Annotated in this window: 18 protein-coding genes; 1 reads left to right on the top strand and 17 read right to left on the bottom strand. The window is 60.3% G+C overall.

What is annotated here, in order from left to right:
- Window positions 1–12 precede the first annotated feature (12 nt).
- From G7048_RS24535 to G7048_RS24515, 5 genes are all read right to left on the bottom strand, one after another.
- Window positions 13–348: a transcriptional repressor gene (locus G7048_RS24535; RefSeq protein ID WP_166070636.1), complete on the bottom strand. Its 336-nt coding sequence runs from the start codon at window positions 346–348 to the stop codon at window positions 13–15.
- 10 nt (window positions 349–358) lie between these two features.
- Window positions 359–1,039, bottom strand: a complete 681-nt coding sequence (locus G7048_RS24530; protein ID WP_166070635.1) for a Fe2+-dependent dioxygenase — start codon at window positions 1,037–1,039, stop codon at window positions 359–361.
- 151 nt (window positions 1,040–1,190) lie between these two features.
- Window positions 1,191–3,407 carry a TonB-dependent siderophore receptor gene (locus tag G7048_RS24525; protein ID WP_166070634.1) on the bottom strand — a complete coding sequence of 739 codons (2,217 nt, stop codon included), beginning with the start codon at window positions 3,405–3,407 and terminating at the stop codon, window positions 1,191–1,193.
- 273 nt (window positions 3,408–3,680) lie between these two features.
- Window positions 3,681–4,229 (bottom strand): Fur family transcriptional regulator, encoded by a 549-nt coding sequence (locus tag G7048_RS24520; RefSeq protein WP_166070633.1) that lies wholly within the window; start codon window positions 4,227–4,229, stop codon window positions 3,681–3,683.
- Between the two features lie 399 nt (window positions 4,230–4,628).
- Window positions 4,629–4,961, bottom strand: coding sequence for a hypothetical protein (locus G7048_RS24515; protein WP_166070632.1), 333 nt, complete (start codon window positions 4,959–4,961; stop codon window positions 4,629–4,631).
- A 145-nt stretch (window positions 4,962–5,106) separates the two neighbouring features.
- On the opposite strand from G7048_RS24515, the gene G7048_RS24510 reads away from it, so the two are divergent.
- Window positions 5,107–5,853, top strand: a complete 747-nt coding sequence (locus tag G7048_RS24510; RefSeq protein WP_166070631.1) for an FTR1 family protein — start codon at window positions 5,107–5,109, stop codon at window positions 5,851–5,853.
- A gap of 48 nt (window positions 5,854–5,901) precedes the next feature.
- Here the strand turns inward: G7048_RS24510 and G7048_RS24505 are convergent, their stop codons facing one another.
- From G7048_RS24505 to G7048_RS24455, 12 genes are all read right to left on the bottom strand, one after another.
- Entirely contained in the window at window positions 5,902–7,641 is a 1,740-nt protein-coding gene (locus G7048_RS24505) for an FAD-dependent monooxygenase (protein ID WP_240933103.1), read from the bottom strand.
- Window positions 7,642–7,786: 145 nt separating this feature from the next.
- Window positions 7,787–8,494, bottom strand: coding sequence for a TetR/AcrR family transcriptional regulator (locus tag G7048_RS24500; protein ID WP_166070630.1), 708 nt, complete (start codon window positions 8,492–8,494; stop codon window positions 7,787–7,789).
- Between the two features lie 85 nt (window positions 8,495–8,579).
- Window positions 8,580–9,662, bottom strand: a complete 1,083-nt coding sequence (locus G7048_RS24495) for an ABC transporter ATP-binding protein (RefSeq protein ID WP_166070629.1) — start codon at window positions 9,660–9,662, stop codon at window positions 8,580–8,582.
- Between the two features lie 43 nt (window positions 9,663–9,705).
- Complete coding sequence (locus tag G7048_RS24490) at window positions 9,706–10,584, bottom strand: carbohydrate ABC transporter permease (RefSeq protein WP_240933102.1); 879 nt, start codon at window positions 10,582–10,584, stop codon at window positions 9,706–9,708.
- Window positions 10,574–11,566 (bottom strand): carbohydrate ABC transporter permease, encoded by a 993-nt coding sequence (locus tag G7048_RS24485; protein WP_240933101.1) that lies wholly within the window; start codon window positions 11,564–11,566, stop codon window positions 10,574–10,576. The genes G7048_RS24490 and G7048_RS24485 overlap by 11 nt, the downstream gene beginning before the upstream one ends.
- A gap of 16 nt (window positions 11,567–11,582) precedes the next feature.
- Window positions 11,583–12,947, bottom strand: coding sequence for an ABC transporter substrate-binding protein (locus tag G7048_RS24480; protein ID WP_166070627.1), 1,365 nt, complete (start codon window positions 12,945–12,947; stop codon window positions 11,583–11,585).
- A gap of 90 nt (window positions 12,948–13,037) precedes the next feature.
- Complete coding sequence (locus G7048_RS24475) at window positions 13,038–13,988, bottom strand: TauD/TfdA family dioxygenase (RefSeq protein ID WP_166070626.1); 951 nt, start codon at window positions 13,986–13,988, stop codon at window positions 13,038–13,040.
- A 241-nt stretch (window positions 13,989–14,229) separates the two neighbouring features.
- Entirely contained in the window at window positions 14,230–14,610 is a 381-nt protein-coding gene (locus tag G7048_RS28610; protein WP_240933074.1) for a transposase, read from the bottom strand.
- 35 nt (window positions 14,611–14,645) lie between these two features.
- Window positions 14,646–15,017, bottom strand: coding sequence for a transposase (locus tag G7048_RS28605; RefSeq protein ID WP_240933075.1), 372 nt, complete (start codon window positions 15,015–15,017; stop codon window positions 14,646–14,648).
- Between the two features lie 12 nt (window positions 15,018–15,029).
- A complete protein-coding gene (locus G7048_RS24465) occupies window positions 15,030–16,151 on the bottom strand; it encodes a glycosyltransferase (protein ID WP_166070625.1) in 1,122 nt (373 codons plus the stop codon).
- Entirely contained in the window at window positions 16,148–17,440 is a 1,293-nt protein-coding gene (locus tag G7048_RS24460; RefSeq protein WP_166070624.1) for a Rieske 2Fe-2S domain-containing protein, read from the bottom strand. Before G7048_RS24460 ends, G7048_RS24465 begins: the two co-directional genes overlap by 4 nt.
- On the bottom strand, window positions 17,437–18,504 hold the full coding sequence (locus G7048_RS24455) for a polysaccharide pyruvyl transferase family protein (RefSeq protein WP_166070623.1): 1,068 nt from the start codon (window positions 18,502–18,504) through the stop codon (window positions 17,437–17,439). Before G7048_RS24455 ends, G7048_RS24460 begins: the two co-directional genes overlap by 4 nt.
- Window positions 18,505–18,802: the final 298 nt, after the last annotated feature.

Below are 18,802 nucleotides of genomic sequence, written 5' to 3'. Positions count from 1 at the left end.
CCAACGACGGACTCACAGTTCCTGCATCCAGAACAGCGAACTCCCATCGCCGCGCTTCATGCTGCCGCTGCGGGCAAGCACGCCGCCGAGGGCGAGTTGGCTCAGTGTGCGTTGGATGGTTGCCATGCTGGTGATGACTCCGGCGCTGTCGAGAATTCTGTAGACGTCGTGGATGTTCATTTTCCGCAAGGGATGGGCCATGAACACTTGCAGCACGTTGATGCGCGAGATGGTGGGGCGCAGTTGGGCTTCCTGCAGCAGGTGGTTGAAGTGGCTGCGCAGCGGCAGCGTGGTCTGTGGATGGGCTTGTTGCAAAGCGGGCGGTGCGTCGCTGGAGTAAACGGGCATGCGGTCTCCTTCAGGCCTGTGCCCACATGCGCAGCAGGTTGTGATAGGTGCCGGAGAGCGGCGCCAGGCTGGAGTCGCCGGGATGGCGCAGGGTGAGCGACTGGATTTCCTGGTCGAGGTAGAAGAGGATGCGGCGCTTTTCGTCGGAGGCCACGAGGCTGTGGGTCCAGAAGAAGCTGCCGTAGCGTGTTCCGTGGGTTACCGGATTCACGCGATGCAAGCTGGTGCCGGGGTAGACGATGGCGTCACCGGCTGGCAGTTTCACGCTCTGGTGGCCGAAGGTGTCTTCGACGATAAGCTCGCCGCCTTCATACTCATCGGGGTCGCTCAGGAACACGGTGGTCGATACGTCGGTGCGTACTTTGATCGCCGTGCCGGGGATGTTGAAAAAGGCGTTGTCGATGTGGTTGCCGTAGGTGCCGCCGCTTTCATAACGATTGAAGCGCGGTGGCAGCACCTTGAGGGGTAGTGCGGCCGACATGAACAAGGGGTTCTGTCCGAGTCGGTCGAGAATGCGGTTGCCGATGGCTTGTGCGACCGGGCTGTCCAGTGACAGTTGCAGATTGGCCTTGACCTGAATGGCAAGGCTTCCTGCCGTGGCGCGGCCATCTTGCCATTGGGCTTCTTCGAGTGCCTTGCGGCACAGTTTCACTTCTTCGGGGGGAAGAAGGCCGGGAATGCGAAGCATCATTTTGGGAGAACTCTTCTCGTGGACTTCCTGCTTGGGGTTGCGGGATATTCTTTTCAAATTCAAATCGAAATCCCCTCGCACCGGGAATGCCGGAGGAGGGGTGGCGACGCACGAGCGATCAAGCTGTCGCCTGTGCGTCGTTACGCGCTCATCAGTAAGTGAACTTCAAAGAAGCCACGGCCGAGCGACCGGCTGCGATGGTGGCGTAGTGTGGCGAGCGAACGCCGCTGTAGTAGACCTTGTCGCCGAGGTTGTAGGCGTTCAGTTGGAGGGTCAGGTTGCGATCGAACTGGTAGGACACCATGGCGTCGAAGCGCGCATAGCCGTTTGCTCCCTTGGTGACGATGCCGCCATCCACGGTGGACAGTGCGTAGCCTTGGTTCACGCTGCTTTGCGCGTAGATGCCGAGGCCGAGGGTCAGCTTTTGCATGGGCTTGTAGGTGGTCCAGATGCTGGCGCTGTGCTTGGGCGTGTTGATGAACGGCAGGCCGTTGGCGACGTTGCCTGCGCCCATGTCTTTCTGTTCGCTGTCCATGAAGGTATAGCCGCCGAACACACTGAGGCCTGGCATCACGTTGCCGGAGAAGCCGAGTTCAAGCCCATTGACCACCTTGTTGCCGCCCATGTAGGTGACGCCGTTTTCGGTGATGCGGACGTTGGTGACATCGTTGCGGAACAGCGCTGCAGTCAGGGCCAGTCGCTTGTCCAGCACGTCCCACTTGGTGCCGATTTCGATGGAGCGGGTCTTCTCCGGCTTCAGGTCGGCGAGTGCGTCGGTGGTGATGGTCAGGTCTTCGGTGCCGTTGCCCAGCGATGAGCCGCCAGGGCGCGACGAGGTGCCGATGCTGGCGTAGATGCTGCCGTTGGTCGCGGGCTTGTAGACCAGACCCAGTTGGTAGTTGTAGAGCGTGTCGCTGCGGCTGATGTTGTAGGTCGACGAGGTGGCCCCGACCTTGTAGTGGTCCACGCGCAGACCGGCATTCAGCGACCATTGGTCGTTGAACTTCAAGGTGTCGAAGCCATAGAGCGCAACGGTGTCGATCTTGCTCTTGGTTGGAGTGGTCGGCAGCGACCATGCGTAGTTCCAGGCGGCGGAGCTGTCGGGGTCGGTGAGCGATGCGCACCACATGCTGGCGGTCTTGCAGCTGGTCGTGGTCGAGTCCTGGATGGCCGTCGAGCGCACGTCGGACTTTTCCTTGGACAGTTCCAGGCCAAACGAGAAGCTGTGGTCGATGCCACCAGCTTGCGCCTTGCCGCTGAATTCGGAGACGTTCTGCAGCGTGGTCACTTCGTTCAAGCGCGCATTGCCGCGACGCCAGACATAGCCGTTGAGAGCGTTGCCCTTGCTGTCGTCGGGCTGGGTCCAGACATAGTCCTGCTTGGACTTGCTGTAGCGCAGGATGTTGCGGAACTTGTTGGTGTCGCTGAACTTGTGCTCGACGGAAGCGGTGAACAGGTCGCTCTTTTCCTTCTCATAGTCACGGCCGGTCAGGCCGTACCAGTTCTCGCGGTCGCCGCCGTAGGTCGGGCGCACCACGCTGCCGCCGGGCAACTTGGCCATGGCGCTGCTGGAGTAAAGATAAGGCACGCCGCCATCGGGCACGTTGTCGGTCTGCAGGTGTTGCCAGCCCAGCGACACTTCGGTGGGCGTGCCGAGACCGAAGGTCACGGTAGGTGCAATGCCCCAGCGCTGGTTTTCGGGGCCGTTGCGGCCGGGTACATCGGCGTCGTGCGCCATGGCGTTCAGGCGCACGGCAACGCCTTCGCTCACCACGCGGTTCACATCGACCGTGGCGCGCTTGTAGTTGTCGGTGCCAAGGCCCACATCACCGGAGATGAAGTTGTTGGCCTGGGCTTTCTTGGTCACCAGATTGATCGAGCCACCTGCGCCGCCACGGCCTGCGTAGGCCGAGTCTGCACCCTTGATGACTTCCACCGATTCGAGATTGAACACTTCGCGCGTGCCGGCGGCGATGTCGCGCACGCCATCGACGAAGGTGCTCGACTGCGCATCCATGCCGCGAATGAAGGGCTGATCACCCGAGGGGCTGCCGCCTTCGCCATTGCCGAAGGTGATGCCGGGGGAGGAGCGCAGCGCTTCCTGCAGGCTGGTTGCGCCGGTCTGCTTGATGATCTCTTCGTTGATGATCTGAACCGTCTTGGGCGTATCGACCAGCGGCGCGGTGAACTTGGCCGACGAGGCGCTGTCGGTCTTGACCGTGGCCTCGGTGGAGGACTTCACCGTGACGGTGTCCAGCGCTCGGGGAGCTTCCTGTGCGTGGACGGCGGCACCTGTCAGGCACAGGCCGACGGCCCATGACAATTGCGTGAGACTGACGGGCGGACGTGTTTGTTGGACTTTCTTCATTTCACTTTCCGTTGAACTAACTCCGTAATTGTTAATGAAAATGATTGTCGTTTATGTCGGTAACGTAAAGTAAACCGTGAACGCTATGTAAAGTTCATTGACTGTTGCTTTGACGTGCCGAACAGGGGGAATGCGGCTGCGCAGCCCGTGCCAGACCGAGGCGCGTGGCTGTGCTGGAACGCTGCGATTCAGGTCGCGGCGCTCTGGTGAGAATGCTTCGGGCGGGGAATCAGGCAGTCAGAAAAAAGGCGCGCACGGATGGGCCGGGAAAGCTCACTCGGTCGGCTGGATCACGATGGTCTTGCCGCGCCAGTCAAGCCCTTGTTGCTGGGCCAGGCGGCTGATGTGTTCGTACAGGCTTTGATCGACCACGGGGCGCAGTTTTCCTCGGGGGCCATGCCTGAAATAGATTTTGCCCAGATGCGGGCTGGTGTTGGTCAGGTACACCCGGCGGCCCGACGCATCCTGCGAGCGGATCAGCAGGCCCAGCGTTTCCAGCTCGGTGATCGTGCGGTAGACCGTGCTGATGGCCGCGGGAAAGCCGCGCGCGGGCAGTTCGTCGAGCAATTGCTCGGCGCTGATTCCTGCGGGCTCCATGGATGCCACGATCTGATAGACGGCGATGCGCGGAATCGTCGGGCGCACGCCTGCGTTGCGCAGACTCTCGATCACCACGGTCGTTGCGGCCGAGCTCATATCCATGTTGTCCGACGCATTCGTTGTCGTCTGTGCGGCTGGAGAAATCTCCACCGGCGCGACCACTGGAGCGCGAGGAAACGGAATGCCCTTGCGATAGGGCATCGGCTGGAATCTGCGTTGCATCTTCATCACTTTTGCTCGCTGACAGAACTCACGCGCCTGACCATGACGAACTGTTTGGAGCGTAGGTTGAGTGGCTGCTTGGCGCTGGAAGTCTCGATGCTTTTCATGTGCAATGGGTCGGTTGGATGCGGGTGAGTCGCTTGAAACGCAGAGGGCTTTCAAATAAAAACAATTCGCAATTGCAATTATGAAGAATCCAGTAGTACTGTCAAGTGCTACGGATGAACGGCGAGCGAAGTCCTCGGCATCGAAACAGAGGTGGCAATGGTCGCTATGGTAGTGCAGAAAGGGCGCAGCAGGAGTACGGCCTCTCGTACAAAGCTGCACACGGCGTGCATTCGTCAGGTAGCACTCCGACGTGCTACTTCGGGCTTGGGAATGGCCGTCGAGCTGCCGCCTTCAAGGCGCTTTCTTGTTCACGCGGGCGCTGCGCACGCCGCTGATCTGGCCGCGCACGACTTTCCAGAAATTCTGCGTGCCGTCCACCAGCCGCCATGCGTTGGAGCGATGCGCGAGCACGCCGACTTCAGGCAGCACGTCGCGCAGGCTTTTGAGGCCGAGTATCTTGAGATACTTGCGGATGGTGTTGGGGCTGTGGATCAGCAGCATCACGCGCCAGCCGTAGTGGCGGCCCAGCATCAGCATTCCGATGGCACTTTCCAGCTCGTCCAGATCGCCGTTGAACTCATCCACAGCACGGTCAATGATGGCCAACAGATCTTTTTCGTTCATGACACGCGGACGGGAGTAGTGCTGGAACCACGGTTGTGATTCCATTGTGTAAAGAGGGTGCTTTCAGGTGCCGCACAGGGTCGGTGGCAGGAAGCTCTCATGATAATGAGAACCATTATTGTAATTGTTGTGTACCGAGGGGCTCGTGTTTGATTCGTTTGTCGTCGTTTTGCGTGAGCTCGCCGAGCTCATTCTGATCATCTATGCGCTGGTGGCGGCGCTGCGTGCGGGCAATGGCGGGCACCTCATTGGGTGGGTGTGCTCAGGCACCGCGTTGGGGCTGGTTCTCTCGGCCGTGGTCAGCGGTTGGCTGCTGTCCGATGCGGTCGATCCACGCTGGGCTGCGGGCCTCACGCTGGTGCTTGCGATCGGTGTGATCGTGATGGTCTGCTCGTTGCTTGCCACGGCGCGCTCCATCCAATTGCGGGTGCAGAACTTAGTCGAAGATTACGCCGCCAAGCCCACCGCGAGCGTGGTCGTTTTTGCGTTTGCGCTGATTGCGGCGCTGCGCGAAGGCATGGAAGCCATTCTGTTCCTGCGCGGCATGGCCCTGCGCGGCGACCTGTCGGATGCCGTCATCGGCGGGTTGATGGGTGTGGTGTGCGCAGCCTTGTTGACGCTGGCTTCGCGCAAGTTGGGCGTGCGCGTTGGTGCATTGGCGGTGTTCCGCGCATCGGCCTTGTTGCTGTCGCTGCTCGCGATTCAGATGATTCTGGGCTCGGTTCAGGAAATCTTGCATGTGCCCAGCATCGATCCGGCGTTTGGCCAGGCACTCGCACCTGTGCTGCCCGAAGGTGCATGGCACGGGTGGACCTGCGCCGCGCTCATGCTGATCCCCTTGTTCTATCTGTTCAAGGGATGGTGGTCCGAAGCAGGGCGGGTGGGTTCCTGATCAGCGTTGTGGGATGCCCTCCGTTTCCGGCGGGCATTTTTGGCTGAATCAGCGCGCCAGAATCTGCACAAGCGCAGCCGTCAACACGGCTTCCGGATCATCCACCGCGCACATTGCGCGAAAGGCGATATGGCGGTCCGGCCGCACCAGCAGACAGCCCGATTCGCCGATCTCGCGCAGAGCGGCCCAGTCGCCGTAGACATCCTGCGCATCCACCTTCGGGCCGAGGCCAATGCGCACGCCGTTGATCGCAATGCCGAGCTTGTCGGCTGCGTTGCGCGCGGCTTCAATCCAACGTTCGCCGCCGATTCCGGTGATCACCGTGAAGCCATCTTGGCCTGCCAGATCGAGCGTGGAGATGTTCTGCGTGCCGCGCGCAAGCCATGCATGCGGAAGTGGGCTTCCGGGGCTGCTCGATGGTTCGTAGTAAAGCTCTGGGTCGCGCGTGGGCTCCACGTGGCTGCCATCGCCCGCAATCGCAGATGAGGCGTAGCGCTGACCCAGTTCCACGCCGATGGCGTTGAAGTTGAAGTCCTGCATGGCCAGCGCCTTGTGCAGTTGCTCGCGGCGCTCGGTTCCGTTGCCTTCCGCGCTGAACATGCCGTGGATGGCATTCCATGCATCGGCCTCGGGCTGGCCCGGATGCAGGCCGAACGCCTGAGGCAGGGCGAACAGGCTTTTCATCGATTGGTTGGCGCGCAGCACGATCTGCTTGGCGACCGGTTGGCGTTCGTCGTTGTAGCTGTGGAGCAGGGCGCTTCCAGCTTGCCCGCGCAGCACCAGTGCCAGCTTCCAGCACAGGTTGTACGCATCCTGAATGCAGGTGTTGGCACCCAAGCCGCCCGCCGGTGGATGGCGGTGCGCAGCGTTGCCTGCGATCATCACGCGGCCCTTGTGCATCTGGGTGGCGAAGACCTGATTGATAGTCCATTTCGACGTCGACACCAACTCCACCTCCACCTGCAAGCTGTCATCGCCGACGAACTGGCGCGCGAGTTGGGTGGCAGCGGCGTCGCTGGTGTCGGGCTCGCCATCGGCTGGGTTGTAGGGCATGGACATGACCCACTCATCCCACGGCGCGACGTTGACGAACACGGCGATGCCCGCGCCGGGCTGAATGATCTGGTAGAGCGCGCCGGGGCGATGCGCGGTCCAGGGCGCGAGGTCGGCCTTGATCCAGTAATTGAGCATATGGCCCAGCGCCATCTGGCCTTCGACCTCGAAGCCGATCTCGCGGCAGACCACGCTGTTGTCACCGTCTGCGCCAATCGCGTATTGCGATAGCACCTCGACCTCTTCACCCGTCACGCGATCACGGCAGAGCGAGCGAACGCCGCGCTCGTTCTGCTCCATCGACATCAGTTCGAGGCTGAACCGCACATCGGCACCGAACTCGCGCGCGGCATCGCACAGGATCGGTTCGAGCACATGCTGGTGGACGTTGCACAGATCGCTGGGACTGGCGAGCGCGTAGTCCGACAGGCGCGCTGCCGACGCGCCCCAGGACTTGCGACGCGCCAGTTCCGTGCCTGCAAAGCTGGTCGCCCACACCACCTGACCCATCATCTTGCCGGGCATGGCGGCTGCCAGCACGCGCTCTTCGATGCCCAGATCGCGCAGCACTTCCATGGTCCGCTGGTTGGTGATGTGCGCGCGCGGCGAATTGGCAAGGCCCGAGTAGCGGGTGATGGCCAGCACCTTCACGCCCTGACGCGCCAGCAGCGCCGCGCAGGACAGACCCGTGGGGCCAGCGCCCACGACAAAGACATCGGTTTGGATGGTTTTCAAGGAGGATTCTCTTTTGGTATGAAATGAACTAATTTGGTTATTTTTGTACTTTTTAGTCAATTCCAAGACGAGAGATTTCCCTAGTCCGCATCACTGCGTACTTGCGCTTTCGGGTGTTTGATGTACTAGCCGCCGCGCGACGCGCTCAGACTTTGCGGGTACGTGATGTGGTCCGCGATGCGGCGCGCGCAGGCTTGGTCTGCAGCGTCTGGTCGATGATGTCGGCCAGCGCCTGATCGACGATGCCATCGATGCGTGTGCTTTCCGTGCCGAGCCCGCGCAGCAGCGCAATGCAGATGCCGCGCATGGTCTCGCGCGCACGTGGGCGGTCGAACTGCAGTTCCAGCAGGCGCGACATGCCGAGGTAGGACAGGCCCAGAATCAGCGCGATGGACGAGTCCAGCCCTGGCGGATTCAAACTGCCATCTTTGGCGCCGCGCTTGAGCCAGTGAACGATGTCGTCGTTGGTGGGGAACTCGGGATCGGTGACGCCGTTGGTCAGATGAATAAGGATGCGCGCGCCCAGACTGTTCTTGAGCCCGAAGCGAAACGAGGTCAACATGCCGCGCGCGAACTGCGTGGGCGCGTCGGTCACATGGGCATTCACCTCGGCAATCTCGGCCAGCAGTTCGGCGCGCGTTGTGGTGCGCACGAACGCGAAGAAGCTGTCGCGATCCGCGAAGTGGTTGTAGAAGCTGCCCTTGGCCACATCGGCCTCGGCCACGATCTCGTCAATCGTCGCCCCCTCGCGCCCCGCACTCAGCAAGCGCTTGCCCGCATCGATGATGGCCTTGCGCGTGCGCGTCAGGCGAGGGGCGGGTTCGGGGTAGGCAACGGAAGAGGCTTGGGGCATGAGGGCGGGAACCTGAGAGTCCGGACAATCGATCAAAAATTGTATCGCCCGGATGAATCCCCCTGCGCTCCGGCCCGTGTCTGGCTCAGTTCAGTCGTTCTCCACTCGCCCGATCAAAGATGTGCAATGCCGATGCCTGCGCCGCGAGTTGCAAGGGCTGGCCGGGTTGCAATGCGATGCGTTCGTTGGCGACGGAGATCACCTGATGCTTGCCGAGGCGCGAGACGACCTGGGTCTCGGCGCCTGTGGGTTCGACCACTTCGGTGGTGGCGGGCCAGGTGATTTCCGATGTGTGACCGTTGGCGATGCGCAGATGTTCGGGGCGAATGCCGAGCCAGATGTCGTTGCCCTGCGGCAGCGACCATTGCGCGGGAACGGGTAGTTGCAGGCCGTCGTCGGTCACGAGTCGCAGACCGGCGTCGGTGGTCTGCGTGCGTGCAGCGATCAGGTTCATCGACGGCGAGCCGATGAACTGGGCGACGAAGGCGTTGCGTGGGCGGTCGTACAGATCGAGCGGCGTGCCGACCTGTTCGATCACGCCGTCGCGCATGACGACGATGCGGTCGGCCATGGTCATCGCTTCGATCTGGTCATGGGTGACGTAGACCGTGGTGGTGCGCAGGCGCTGGTGCAGTGATTTGATTTCGGTGCGCATCTGCACGCGCAGTTTGGCGTCGAGGTTGGACAGCGGCTCGTCGAACAGAAAGGCCTGTGGCTCGCGAATGATGGCGCGGCCCATGGCGACGCGTTGGCGCTGGCCGCCGGAGAGTTGGCCGGGCAGGCGATCGAGCAGTGGCGTGAGGCCCAGAATCTCGGCCACGTGATTCACGCGCTCGCGGATATGGGCTGCGCTCTGGCGTTTCAGTTTGAGTGCAAAACCCAGGTTGTCGGCTACGCTCAGGTGCGGATAGAGCGCATAGTTCTGGAACACCATGGCGATGTTGCGGTCGCGCGGCGGCACGTCGTTGATGAGCTTGCCGCCGAGCGTGATGTCGCCGTCGGTCACCGACTCCAGGCCCGCGAGGATGCGCAGCAGTGTGGATTTGCCGCAGCCCGATGGGCCAACCAGCGCGACGAACTCGCCATCGCGAATGTCGAGCGAGATGCCCTTGAGGACGTCTTGCCCTTGAAATTGCTTGTGCACCTGGCGAATGGAGATCGAGGCCATGTTCTTATGTCTTTCTTGATGATTCTGTGGAGAAGTGGTGCACTCAATCCTTGACGCCGCCTGCCGTGAGTCCGTGCACCAGATACTTGCGCACGAGCGCGGTGAAGATCAGCACCGGCAGCATCACCAGCGTGCCTGCGGCTGCTATCTTGGTCCACTCCCAACCGTCGTATTGCAGGAAATTGACGATGGCGACGGGCGCGGTCACGGCCTGTGTGCGGGTGAGGATGAGGGCGAAGAAAAAGTCGCTCCACGAGAAGATGAAGCACAGCACGGCGGTGGCCACCAACCCGGGGCGCGTGAGTGGCAGCGTGACGTGCCAGAAGGCCGACCAGATGCCGCAGCCATCGAGCCATGCGGCTTCTTCGAGCGCTGTGGGAATGGCGTCGAAGAAGCCCTGCATCATCCAGGTGACGATGGCCAGATTGAAGGTGAGATAGACGATGACCAGTGCCCACACGGTGTCCAGCATGCCGAGCCAGCGGAATGCGAGAAAGAACGGAATGGTGAAGGCAATTGGTGGCGCCATGCGCGTGCACAGAATCCACAGTGCGACATGGCTGCGCTGGCGGAATTTCCAACGCGAGAGCGCATAGGCCGCAGGCACGCCGATCAGCATGGAAAGGCCCGTGGAGAGCGAACTGACCAGCAGGCTGTTGCCGAATGAGCGAGCGAACGCGTCTTGCCACAGGGCCTTGAATGCGTCGAGCGTGGGCGTGAATTGAAAGTTCAGTTCCAGCGCGTCGGCGGCAGGGCGAAACGCCATCTGGATCAGCCAGGCGACGGGCGCGAGCAGCACCAACAGCAGCAGTACCGAAATCACATCACGCGCATGGCGAGCGGCGAATGCGGGGATTCCAGTGAGGGCGTTCCACGATGCTTTTTGGGGCGCGGAGATGGGCAGAGAGGCTTCAGCGTGCATGGCGTTCTCCTGCATTGCGGCCCAGATAACTGACCAGCGCGCAGAGCGCAAAAATGATCACCAGCATCACGACGGCAATCGCGCTGCCGTAACCCCAGTACGAGAAATTGAACGCCTGGATGAAGCCGTAGAAATTGGTCACTTCGGTCACGGTGCCGGGGCCGCCGTTGGTCAGCACATAGAGCAGCGGAAATGCCTTGAAGCTGTCGATCAGACGGAACAGCGCGCAGACCACCAGCGTGCGTTGGAGAAACGGAAAAACGATGTAGCGAAACACCTGCCAGCGGTTGGCACCATCGATGCGCGCGGCGTCCAGCGGGTCGCGCGGCACCATCTGCAGGTTGGCCAGTACCATCAGCATGGTGAACGGAAACCACTGCCACACATCGGCCGCGACGATGGCCCAGAGCGCAGTGTCAGGATTGGCGATCAGCGAGCGCACGGGCAGACCCCAATGCTCCAGCAGCGCATGCATGGGGCTGATTTCGGGGGTGTAGAGAATCTTCCAGATCAGCGCGACTACGATGGGCGGCAGCACCATGGGAATGAGAAACAGCGTGCGCACGCCCGACGCCACGCGGCTGCCGGTGTTGAGCAGCAAGGCGAGGCTAAGGCCGATCAGCAACTGCAGCACCACGCCCACCGTCGAGAGCTTGAACTGCACCCACAGCGAATGCACAAAGCGCTCGTCTTCCAGAAGCTGGGCGTAGTTGCCCAGCGGTTGGTTGAAGTGGAATGTGCCTTCGGGATTGGTCAGGCTCAGCGGTGTGAGACTCACTGTTATCAGCGTAAGCAGCGGCAGCAGCGTGATGCCGCCCAGCACCACGAGCGCGGGCGCGAGGCCCAGTCCGTAGCTGCGTGCGCTTTCGCGCTGCCATTGTTTTGTGAGCTTTGGTGCGGGCGTTGTTCGGGACGGCACCATACCGCCCGACGTTGGCAATGCCTGGATGGACGGAAGGGCAGCAGTGGCGGCGGGCGGCATGTCGTCTTGCCCTCGCTCAGATGCTCACGCCAGCGCGGCGCAACTCGGCAATCGATGCGGCCTGCGCCTGCTTCATGGCTTGCTCGGGCGTCTTCTGGTTGGTGACGATCAGCTCGATGGCCTTGTTCAGTTGCTGATCGACCTGCGGATAGACGGCCACGGTGCGGTACTTCATGTGGCCTTGCTTGGCCGACAGCGCAATCGATTCGGTGGTGAGTGATGCGATGTCGTAGCCATTGGCGCGTTGGCGTTCGCGGTAGACAGTGGAGTCGATGTCGGAGCGGCGTGTCGGTGAGCCGTAACCCGCGGCGACGGCGCGTTGCAGGATTTCCTTGGACGTGGCCCAGCGGATGAATTGCCAGGCCGCATCCTTGTTCTTGCTGCCCACCGGGATGCCCCAGCCGTGGACTGCAGCGCCGGGGAAGCGACCTGCAGGGCCCTTGGGGACCAATCCCCATGCGGCTGTGCTGGCGACCTTGCTGCTGCTCTTGTCGGCCAGTTGAGACAGGTTGATCTGGCCTTGCACGCTCAGGTGGCTCTTGCCCGATTTGATGGATTGCAGCGCTTGATCGGGGTTGTACGACACGACGCCGTCCGGGCCGGATTCGCGCAGCAGGCGTGCGAAATATTCAGCGGCGGCAATCGCCTGTGGAGTGTCCAGCGTGGGGAACAGATCGTCCGGAGCCTTGCGGAACACGTCGCCGCCAAAGGCCTGTAGAAACGGCACAAAGGTCCAGCCGTAGTGGTTGTCGGTGACGAAACCCGCAGCGCCTTCCTTGCGATTGAGCGCCTTCGAAACCTGTTCCAGTTCCTGCGTGGTCTGCGGGAAAGCAAAACCGGCCTGCTTGAGCGCATCAAAGCGCGAGGCGGCGGCAATCGTCACCTCGGCCTGCCATGGAATGCCGTAGAGCTTGCCGTCTGTGCCGCGTTCGGGTGCGAGCGTGCCTTCCAGAAAGTCCTTGGCGTCGTAATTCGCAGGTGTCTTGTTCGGGTCCGCGATGTATTCGTCAAGCGGTGTGAGCCAGCCCGAGTTGATCCAACGGCTGGAGTAGATGAAGGTGACGTTGACCGCATCGAACGCCGAACCTTTGGTGGACAGTTCCAGATCCGCGCGCTGGTTGTAGACGGGAAAGCCCGGTGTGTCGAAGTTGACCTTCGCGCCGGTCGCGTCTTCAAAATCGGCGATCCACGGGCGAATCAGCTTGGAATAAGGTGAGCTGTAGAGCGAGGTGTTGAGCGTCACGCCCTTGAGTGAATTCTTGCCTACGGCAATCGCCGGAAAGCCGAGCAGGGCTCCAGCACCAGCGGCCAGAGCCGATGTCAGCAGTTTGCGGCGTGGTACGAGTACGCCATTTTCAAATTGGTATGTGGTTCGGGTCATGGCTTCAAAAGGCAAAAGAGGGGCCGTGCACGTGTCATAAGACACGCGCTGGAGTGGCAAGTTGGGCTGATTGGTGCTGCTGAGTAGCGATCAGTGAACGGTTTCGCTCAGATCGACACTCTGGCGACCATCGACTGCGGTGGCTACATCGCCAGTGACGGTCACGCGGCGCACGACGCGGTGGGCGTCGCCGTAGTCGTTGATCGCGTAGTGCTGCGTCGCGCGGTTGTCCCACACGGCTACATCGCCTTCGGACCATTGCCAGCGCACGGTGTTTTCAAGGCGCGTGATGCGCTCGTTGAAGAGCTGCAGCAGCGCAGCGGATTCGTTGGCACGCAGGCCCTTGATGCGTTTGGCGAAGTGGCCCAGCAGCAAGGCCTTCTCACCGGTTTCTGGATGCACATGCACCAGCGGTTGTTCGGATTCGATGGTGCGGCTGGTGAACACTTTCTTGTAGCTCGCACGGCTTTCTGTTTCTGCGTTGCTGGCCGCGTTGTTGCGGAAATTCTCGGCGTAGTCGTAGTCGTTGCCGTGCACGGCCCAGAGCTGTTCTGCCAGTTGCTTGAGCGGCTCGGGCAGGCTGTCATAGGCCGCCACGGTGCTGGCCCAGACGGTGTCGCCGCCATGGCTTGGCAGTGTGACGGCGCGCAGCACACAGACCTTGGGAAAGGCGGCCTTGAAGGTCACGTCGGTGTGCCACGAATCGGCACGGCCGCCATGCTGCGAATTGAGTTCGAGAAACGCCGTGCCATCGGGCGCAGGCACCGTGGGATGGGGCTCCAGCGCGCCAAACAGCTTGCCGAAAGCCTGATGTGACTGATCATCCAGATGCGTCTGGCCGCGAAAGAACAACACGCGATGCTTGAGCAGCGCCGCCTGAATCTGATCGAACAGCGCAGCAGGCAGATCGCCCGAGAGCTTGACGCCATGCACGACGGCTCCAATGCGCCCGGACAGCGGTTGGATCGAAAGCTGCGATGACTCCTTGCTGGCTGCGACGGCTTGCGAAAGTTGCGGGGTGGGGGTGACGACTGCGTTCATGGTTCTCTCTCCTCGGTTGCGATGCTGTTGGATGGATGAATCAGCAAATCGTAGAAGTGAGCGTTGCTGCCAACAACAAAGAATTTCGCGCATCGATATACGCTGAGCGCGGATTGGTGGCACATGAACATCCGCTCAGACTTCAACTGACGACGGAATGCAAAGCGCTACAGTGAAAGTATCTGCAGAAGTCGTTGCATTACGCTCGTGGAGTGTGATCGCGTTCTAGGGCCTGTTCACGTTACCGAAGCAACTCAAAGATCAAAGCCAGCGAGACAAACGCGGCATACATTGCATCCAACTTGTCGTAGCGGGTAAAAACTCGCCGATAGGCCTTGATCCGCCGAAATAACCGTTCAACTTCATTGCGTTGGCGATATTTTTGCTTATCTAGTGGCGAGGGATTCTTGCGTCGTGGATGCGCAGGGACAACCGGGATAAGGTTTCGATCCTCAGCTGCTGCACGCAAGTCATCGCTGTCATAGGCGCTATCCATGAGCAAATACACAGCTGAATCTTGCGCGTCAATCGCCTCGACGAGTTTGCGGCCTTCCGGGCTGTCCCCGGCTTGTCCGGGCGTCAAACTCCAGATCAATGCATCCTTGCAACTGGCTGCGACCATGTGAATCTTGCAGCTCCATCCACCTCGACTCTTGCCTATGGCTTGTGGTCCGTTTTTTTCTGAGCCCCGCAGCCATCAGGGTGAACTTTGACGATGGTGGAGTCCAGGCTCAACGCTTGAACAGCCCACTGGCTAAGTGCCTGTTGCTGCAGATGGTTAAGAACTTCGGCAAGTACGCCGCTATGGGCCCAGCGATACAGCCGCATGTACACGGTGTGCCAGGGCCCGAATCTGCGTGGCAAGGCTCGCCATTTGCACCCGTTGCTGGCCATGTAGGCCAAAGCATTAAGGAACCTGTAGTGGCTGATCAACTTGCTGCCGCGAGGCTTGGGCAGCAGGTGACGGATACGTTTGAACTGAGAGCGGGTGATGTGCATGCAGGCGAGCGATTCTCGCTGCTCTGACATGCACTCAACTATTTAGGTGAACAGGCCATAGGGTTGAACGGAGAGATAGGTCCGCATTGGCGTGCTGCCGCATTGCACAAACCAGCATTCCCATTCACTCACTACATCCCATTCGAGGGTGTAGTTTCCCGGGGCGTTGGGTGCCTGTATTGTGCCGGTGAGGCTGGTCGTTTCACCGGGCCGAATAGTGCCGGTGATGGGTGTTCGATGCCCTTCGGGCAAGGGCGGTCCATCCGTCACAAGACGATAGGCGACAGAGAGCGAGGGCCAGGATGTTGCTGATCTCCACCACGTCATGGCACCTGTGTTGCTCAAGTGGATGGCGACGGGCAGATACTGACCGGGGCGGGCCCGCTCGGGTACATCCAGCGCGTCAAATCGGCAACCCCATTCTGGCCATTGCGCTACTTGCAGTGGATGCACTTGTGGATCAATCCATGGATTCAAGGGTGTGGGCGGGGGAGGCGCGTCGACTGGAGTGAATGAACGCAATTCGCCAACCGGATTTCCATAGAATTCTTCCGCAGCGCCATTGCCGCCACCCTCTCGGTAGATGGCTACTTTGCGTGCCCGATCTGCCGGATCGCACCACAGGGGTTCGTAATGAAGAATCGCCACGCGGCTCTCTGTCGCGCCAGGTCCAGCAACCCAGTAACCTGTGTGATAGCGAGGCGGTTTCCAGATGAGGGAACGGTCATTGCGGAACATCCGCAGTGCATGGTTTGGAAACCAAGGCGAGGCATGCAAATACTGTGGTGGATTTTCGCTGACAACCCATTTGCGTGGGAACCAGTAGTGCGTCAGGGACGGGTTGCGCATCAGGTTCGGAAGAATGTCCTTGAATCCGTGCTCCATGAACTCGTCATCGTCCAGACGCAGTATCCAGTCGCCGGTGCAGTGGCGCAGGGCAAAGTTGTGTGCTGCCGCCAATTGGTTGGGATGGGTGAATCGGTAGGCCCGATCTGCGAGGGCACTTGCAACTTCCCAAGTATTGTCGACCGAACTTGCATCGACACCGACGACTATTTCGTGTGCATAGGTTCTGGCGTGTGCAATGACCTGCGCCAGATGCCGTTGGGAGTTTCGCGTGACGATGCTGACGGTCAAACGAGGGTGACCATCTTCGATGTTCATGCAATGAGATGCAGCCATCCATCTTCCTCTGTCGTTTTCCAAGTCTGCAACTTCAGCAATTTGCAGGCACTTTTCCCATCGTTTGTACGAAACGAAACGCCATGGGCAGGGCAGTGGATGTTTTTACCGTCGAAGTGGCCGTCGGCCAAGCTGATGTCCAGATGCGGACAGACTTCCTGAACGGCTTGCCAGTGTGGATCGGATCGCAGCAAGAGAACACGTTGTCCCTGGGGTGTCAGCACAAGAATCCTCTCAGCGCTCTCTGGGATGTGGGACAAGTCCAGTCGGCAGTCTTGTCCATTCCTCGTCAGTTCGGCTTTGAGCGTCAACAGGTTGCGGCGTTCTGCGGGTTGCTCGGCAGGGACTTTTTCGCTGGCTTCAAAGTGCTCAGCCCGCGCAAACTGCCGAATCGCATCAGTCCGTCCAGCCTCCAGGTCAGTGCTGGAGTGCCAGAATTCTCGGGCATAGAAACAGTTCGGATTGAAGCGAGGTTGGCGCGGGTTGATGCGTGCTGACAACGCAATGCGCGTATGTGGTGTGGTGTTCAGGTGCGTGGCATGCAATAACTCAGGATTGAAGATCAGCATTTCCCCTTCGTGCAGCGCCATTTTTCGGGGTGCAGGCAATGGAAATCCTTGAGCCAGATACAGCGAACGTGGATCGACCTCGTACGACTTTTTGAACGTGCCGGGATAGAAGATCATCGAGTTCTCTTTGCTCACGCGGCTGATGGCCCACCACAGATTGATTCCATCGCGGGAGTGGCCAGTCCAGGTGTCCTTGTGCGGTCCATGCGCCCATGATGCGGGCGGCGTGTGTCGGTGATATTCCTTTGGTGCGTAGACGGGGTCGCGGCGCTGTGTTGAACTGCTTTGATTTCGCGTGTTTGGGTCGACGCGACCGATGCCTGGATTCTCTGAGGAATGATCGGCATTCAAGGCGGCTTCGTAGGGATAGTTGACACGAAGAATGGTGTAGTCATCGACAAAGAATTCTTCTTCGATGCCGAGAAGTCCTCGCCCCACTGCACATGCGAAGCCCAGCAGCCGTGGGCGCAACTGCACCATCACACGGTCGCGCAATGCGCCAATTTGACTGGCCGGCAGATGCAGGTGCAACGTTTCAAGCCCGTTCTTCCGCACGGCACTTGCTGCGCGTTCGCCCTGCAGCGACGAGACGGCATCGATGATGAGTTCACGTGCAAGGGCGGTGATTTCTGTCTGCTGCTCGAAGTCGGAGAGCACGGTGTATGCCCCGTGCTCCAGCATGGAATGAAGCAGCGGGTTCATGCTGCGATGCCCCGGTGTGCCCAGTCTTGCAACGCGTTGCGCATCGTGTTCTGCAATGGATTCCAACGCTGTCGGGCCGTGGCCATGTGGTCGCGTAACGTGTCTGCCCGAGCGCAGGCCGCCAGGGCCTCTGCGACAGGATCATGCGAGGTGATGTAGTCGATGGAGCAGTTCTGCAGTCCTGCCACGTCGATCAGGCCCTTGGCGCGTTCGTCGTAGGTGAAGTGGACCGCTGGCGTGCCGAGTACGGCACATGGCAGCAGGCTGTGAACGCGGAACGTCACGTTCAATCGACAGTCACGCAACCAGCTCAGGTAGCGCAGTGGGTCTTCGGTGTAGAGGAACGGAACGTCGTGGTGTGCCGCAAAGCGGATATCGCGTGCGTCGTGACAGAGCAATGCAATCTTGTGATGACCTTGTTCCCGCAGACCTTCAATGAGGCGTGGCACATCCCGGTGCACTTGGCCTTGCAATCGCGGTGGCACATTCATCAGATCCGGATGCCGGATTGAAATCAACGCGGCACCTTGAGCGCGTGGATCGGGTGGTGACAAGTTCAATGTCCGAGGATTGAGCGCAAGAACAGGGCACCCGACGACTTGAATGTTGTGCAAGCCCAGCGATTCGAGATGTCGACGTGTGGCGTGGTCTCGCACGAGTGTGGCACTTGCCTTGCCGACGAGCTCCTGAATCATGGAGTCCGGCATGGCATCCGAGCGACCGTGCATCTGACCTTTTGCATCGAAAATGCGGCCAGCGGAGATGCCGAACAGCATCAAGGGGCGTCGAAGCGCTCGCAACGCCATCAGGTCCACATCGAGGCCGTTGTTCTCGAACAGGTTTCCGGGACCCACCAGAATGCCGGTCGCCAGATGGTTGGCGTCGTAGACCGTCTCACGATTCAATCCTCCACGCTTGAGCACAGCATCGACACCCTTGGCCGGCATGTGCAGGATGTCCAGTGGTGTCTCGTTGACGCTCGCCAGCAGTTGCTGCGTGGCAAGCACAATCAAGTGGTTGCCGATGTTGGGCGTGGCGGGGTGCAGATGGTACGCAACGGGCATGATATGTAGGTTTCGATACGCTTTGGGTCGACGTTTGTGTGGGTCTTTCGGGGGCGAAATTGAAGCGCATTCCCATAAGATACTTAATGTAACAATGTAACTGGACTCAGGACGCGACTCCAATCTCTGGTAAGCCTGTTTTTCCAGCCTGCGTTGCTTATATGCACTGAATGCGTTTCATTGCCATGCAAGGGGTGACGGCAAATCCAAGGCGATGACAAGGGCGAGCCCGAAACAGCTTCGGGAGACATGGCACCGTAAAATGACCGCAGACTTTTGTTTGCTTCAAACACCACAA

It is taken from the genome of Diaphorobacter sp. HDW4B, from assembly GCF_011305535.1.
GTDB lineage: Bacteria > Pseudomonadota > Gammaproteobacteria > Burkholderiales > Burkholderiaceae_C > Diaphorobacter_A.
The sequence above is the reverse complement of the archived record's forward strand: the minus strand, read 5'-3'. Positions and strand labels throughout refer to the sequence as shown.

Excerpts from the sequence above, each read along its gene's own strand:
- G7048_RS24455 (WP_166070623.1), bottom strand. The coding sequence starts at position 18,504 with ATGCCCGTTGCGTACCATCTGCACCCCGCCACGCCCAACATCGGCAAC.
- G7048_RS24515 (WP_166070632.1), bottom strand. The coding sequence starts at position 4,961 with ATGAACGAAAAAGATCTGTTGGCCATCATTGACCGTGCTGTGGATGAG.
- G7048_RS24535 (WP_166070636.1), bottom strand. The coding sequence starts at position 348 with ATGCCCGTTTACTCCAGCGACGCACCGCCCGCTTTGCAACAAGCCCAT.
- G7048_RS28610 (WP_240933074.1), bottom strand. The coding sequence starts at position 14,610 with ATGGTCGCAGCCAGTTGCAAGGATGCATTGATCTGGAGTTTGACGCCC.
- G7048_RS24500 (WP_166070630.1), bottom strand. The coding sequence starts at position 8,494 with ATGCCCCAAGCCTCTTCCGTTGCCTACCCCGAACCCGCCCCTCGCCTG.
- G7048_RS24525 (WP_166070634.1), bottom strand. The coding sequence starts at position 3,407 with ATGAAGAAAGTCCAACAAACACGTCCGCCCGTCAGTCTCACGCAATTG.
- G7048_RS24495 (WP_166070629.1), bottom strand. The coding sequence starts at position 9,662 with ATGGCCTCGATCTCCATTCGCCAGGTGCACAAGCAATTTCAAGGGCAA.
- G7048_RS24485 (WP_240933101.1), bottom strand. The coding sequence starts at position 11,566 with ATGCCGCCCGCCGCCACTGCTGCCCTTCCGTCCATCCAGGCATTGCCA.
- G7048_RS24465 (WP_166070625.1), bottom strand. The coding sequence starts at position 16,151 with ATGAACATCGAAGATGGTCACCCTCGTTTGACCGTCAGCATCGTCACG.
- G7048_RS24480 (WP_166070627.1), bottom strand. The coding sequence starts at position 12,947 with ATGACCCGAACCACATACCAATTTGAAAATGGCGTACTCGTACCACGC.
- G7048_RS24490 (WP_240933102.1), bottom strand. The coding sequence starts at position 10,584 with ATGCACGCTGAAGCCTCTCTGCCCATCTCCGCGCCCCAAAAAGCATCG.
- G7048_RS24530 (WP_166070635.1), bottom strand. The coding sequence starts at position 1,039 with ATGATGCTTCGCATTCCCGGCCTTCTTCCCCCCGAAGAAGTGAAACTG.
- G7048_RS28605 (WP_240933075.1), bottom strand. The coding sequence starts at position 15,017 with ATGTCAGAGCAGCGAGAATCGCTCGCCTGCATGCACATCACCCGCTCT.
- G7048_RS24460 (WP_166070624.1), bottom strand. The coding sequence starts at position 17,440 with ATGAACCCGCTGCTTCATTCCATGCTGGAGCACGGGGCATACACCGTG.
- G7048_RS24520 (WP_166070633.1), bottom strand. The coding sequence starts at position 4,229 with ATGCAACGCAGATTCCAGCCGATGCCCTATCGCAAGGGCATTCCGTTT.
- G7048_RS24475 (WP_166070626.1), bottom strand. The coding sequence starts at position 13,988 with ATGAACGCAGTCGTCACCCCCACCCCGCAACTTTCGCAAGCCGTCGCA.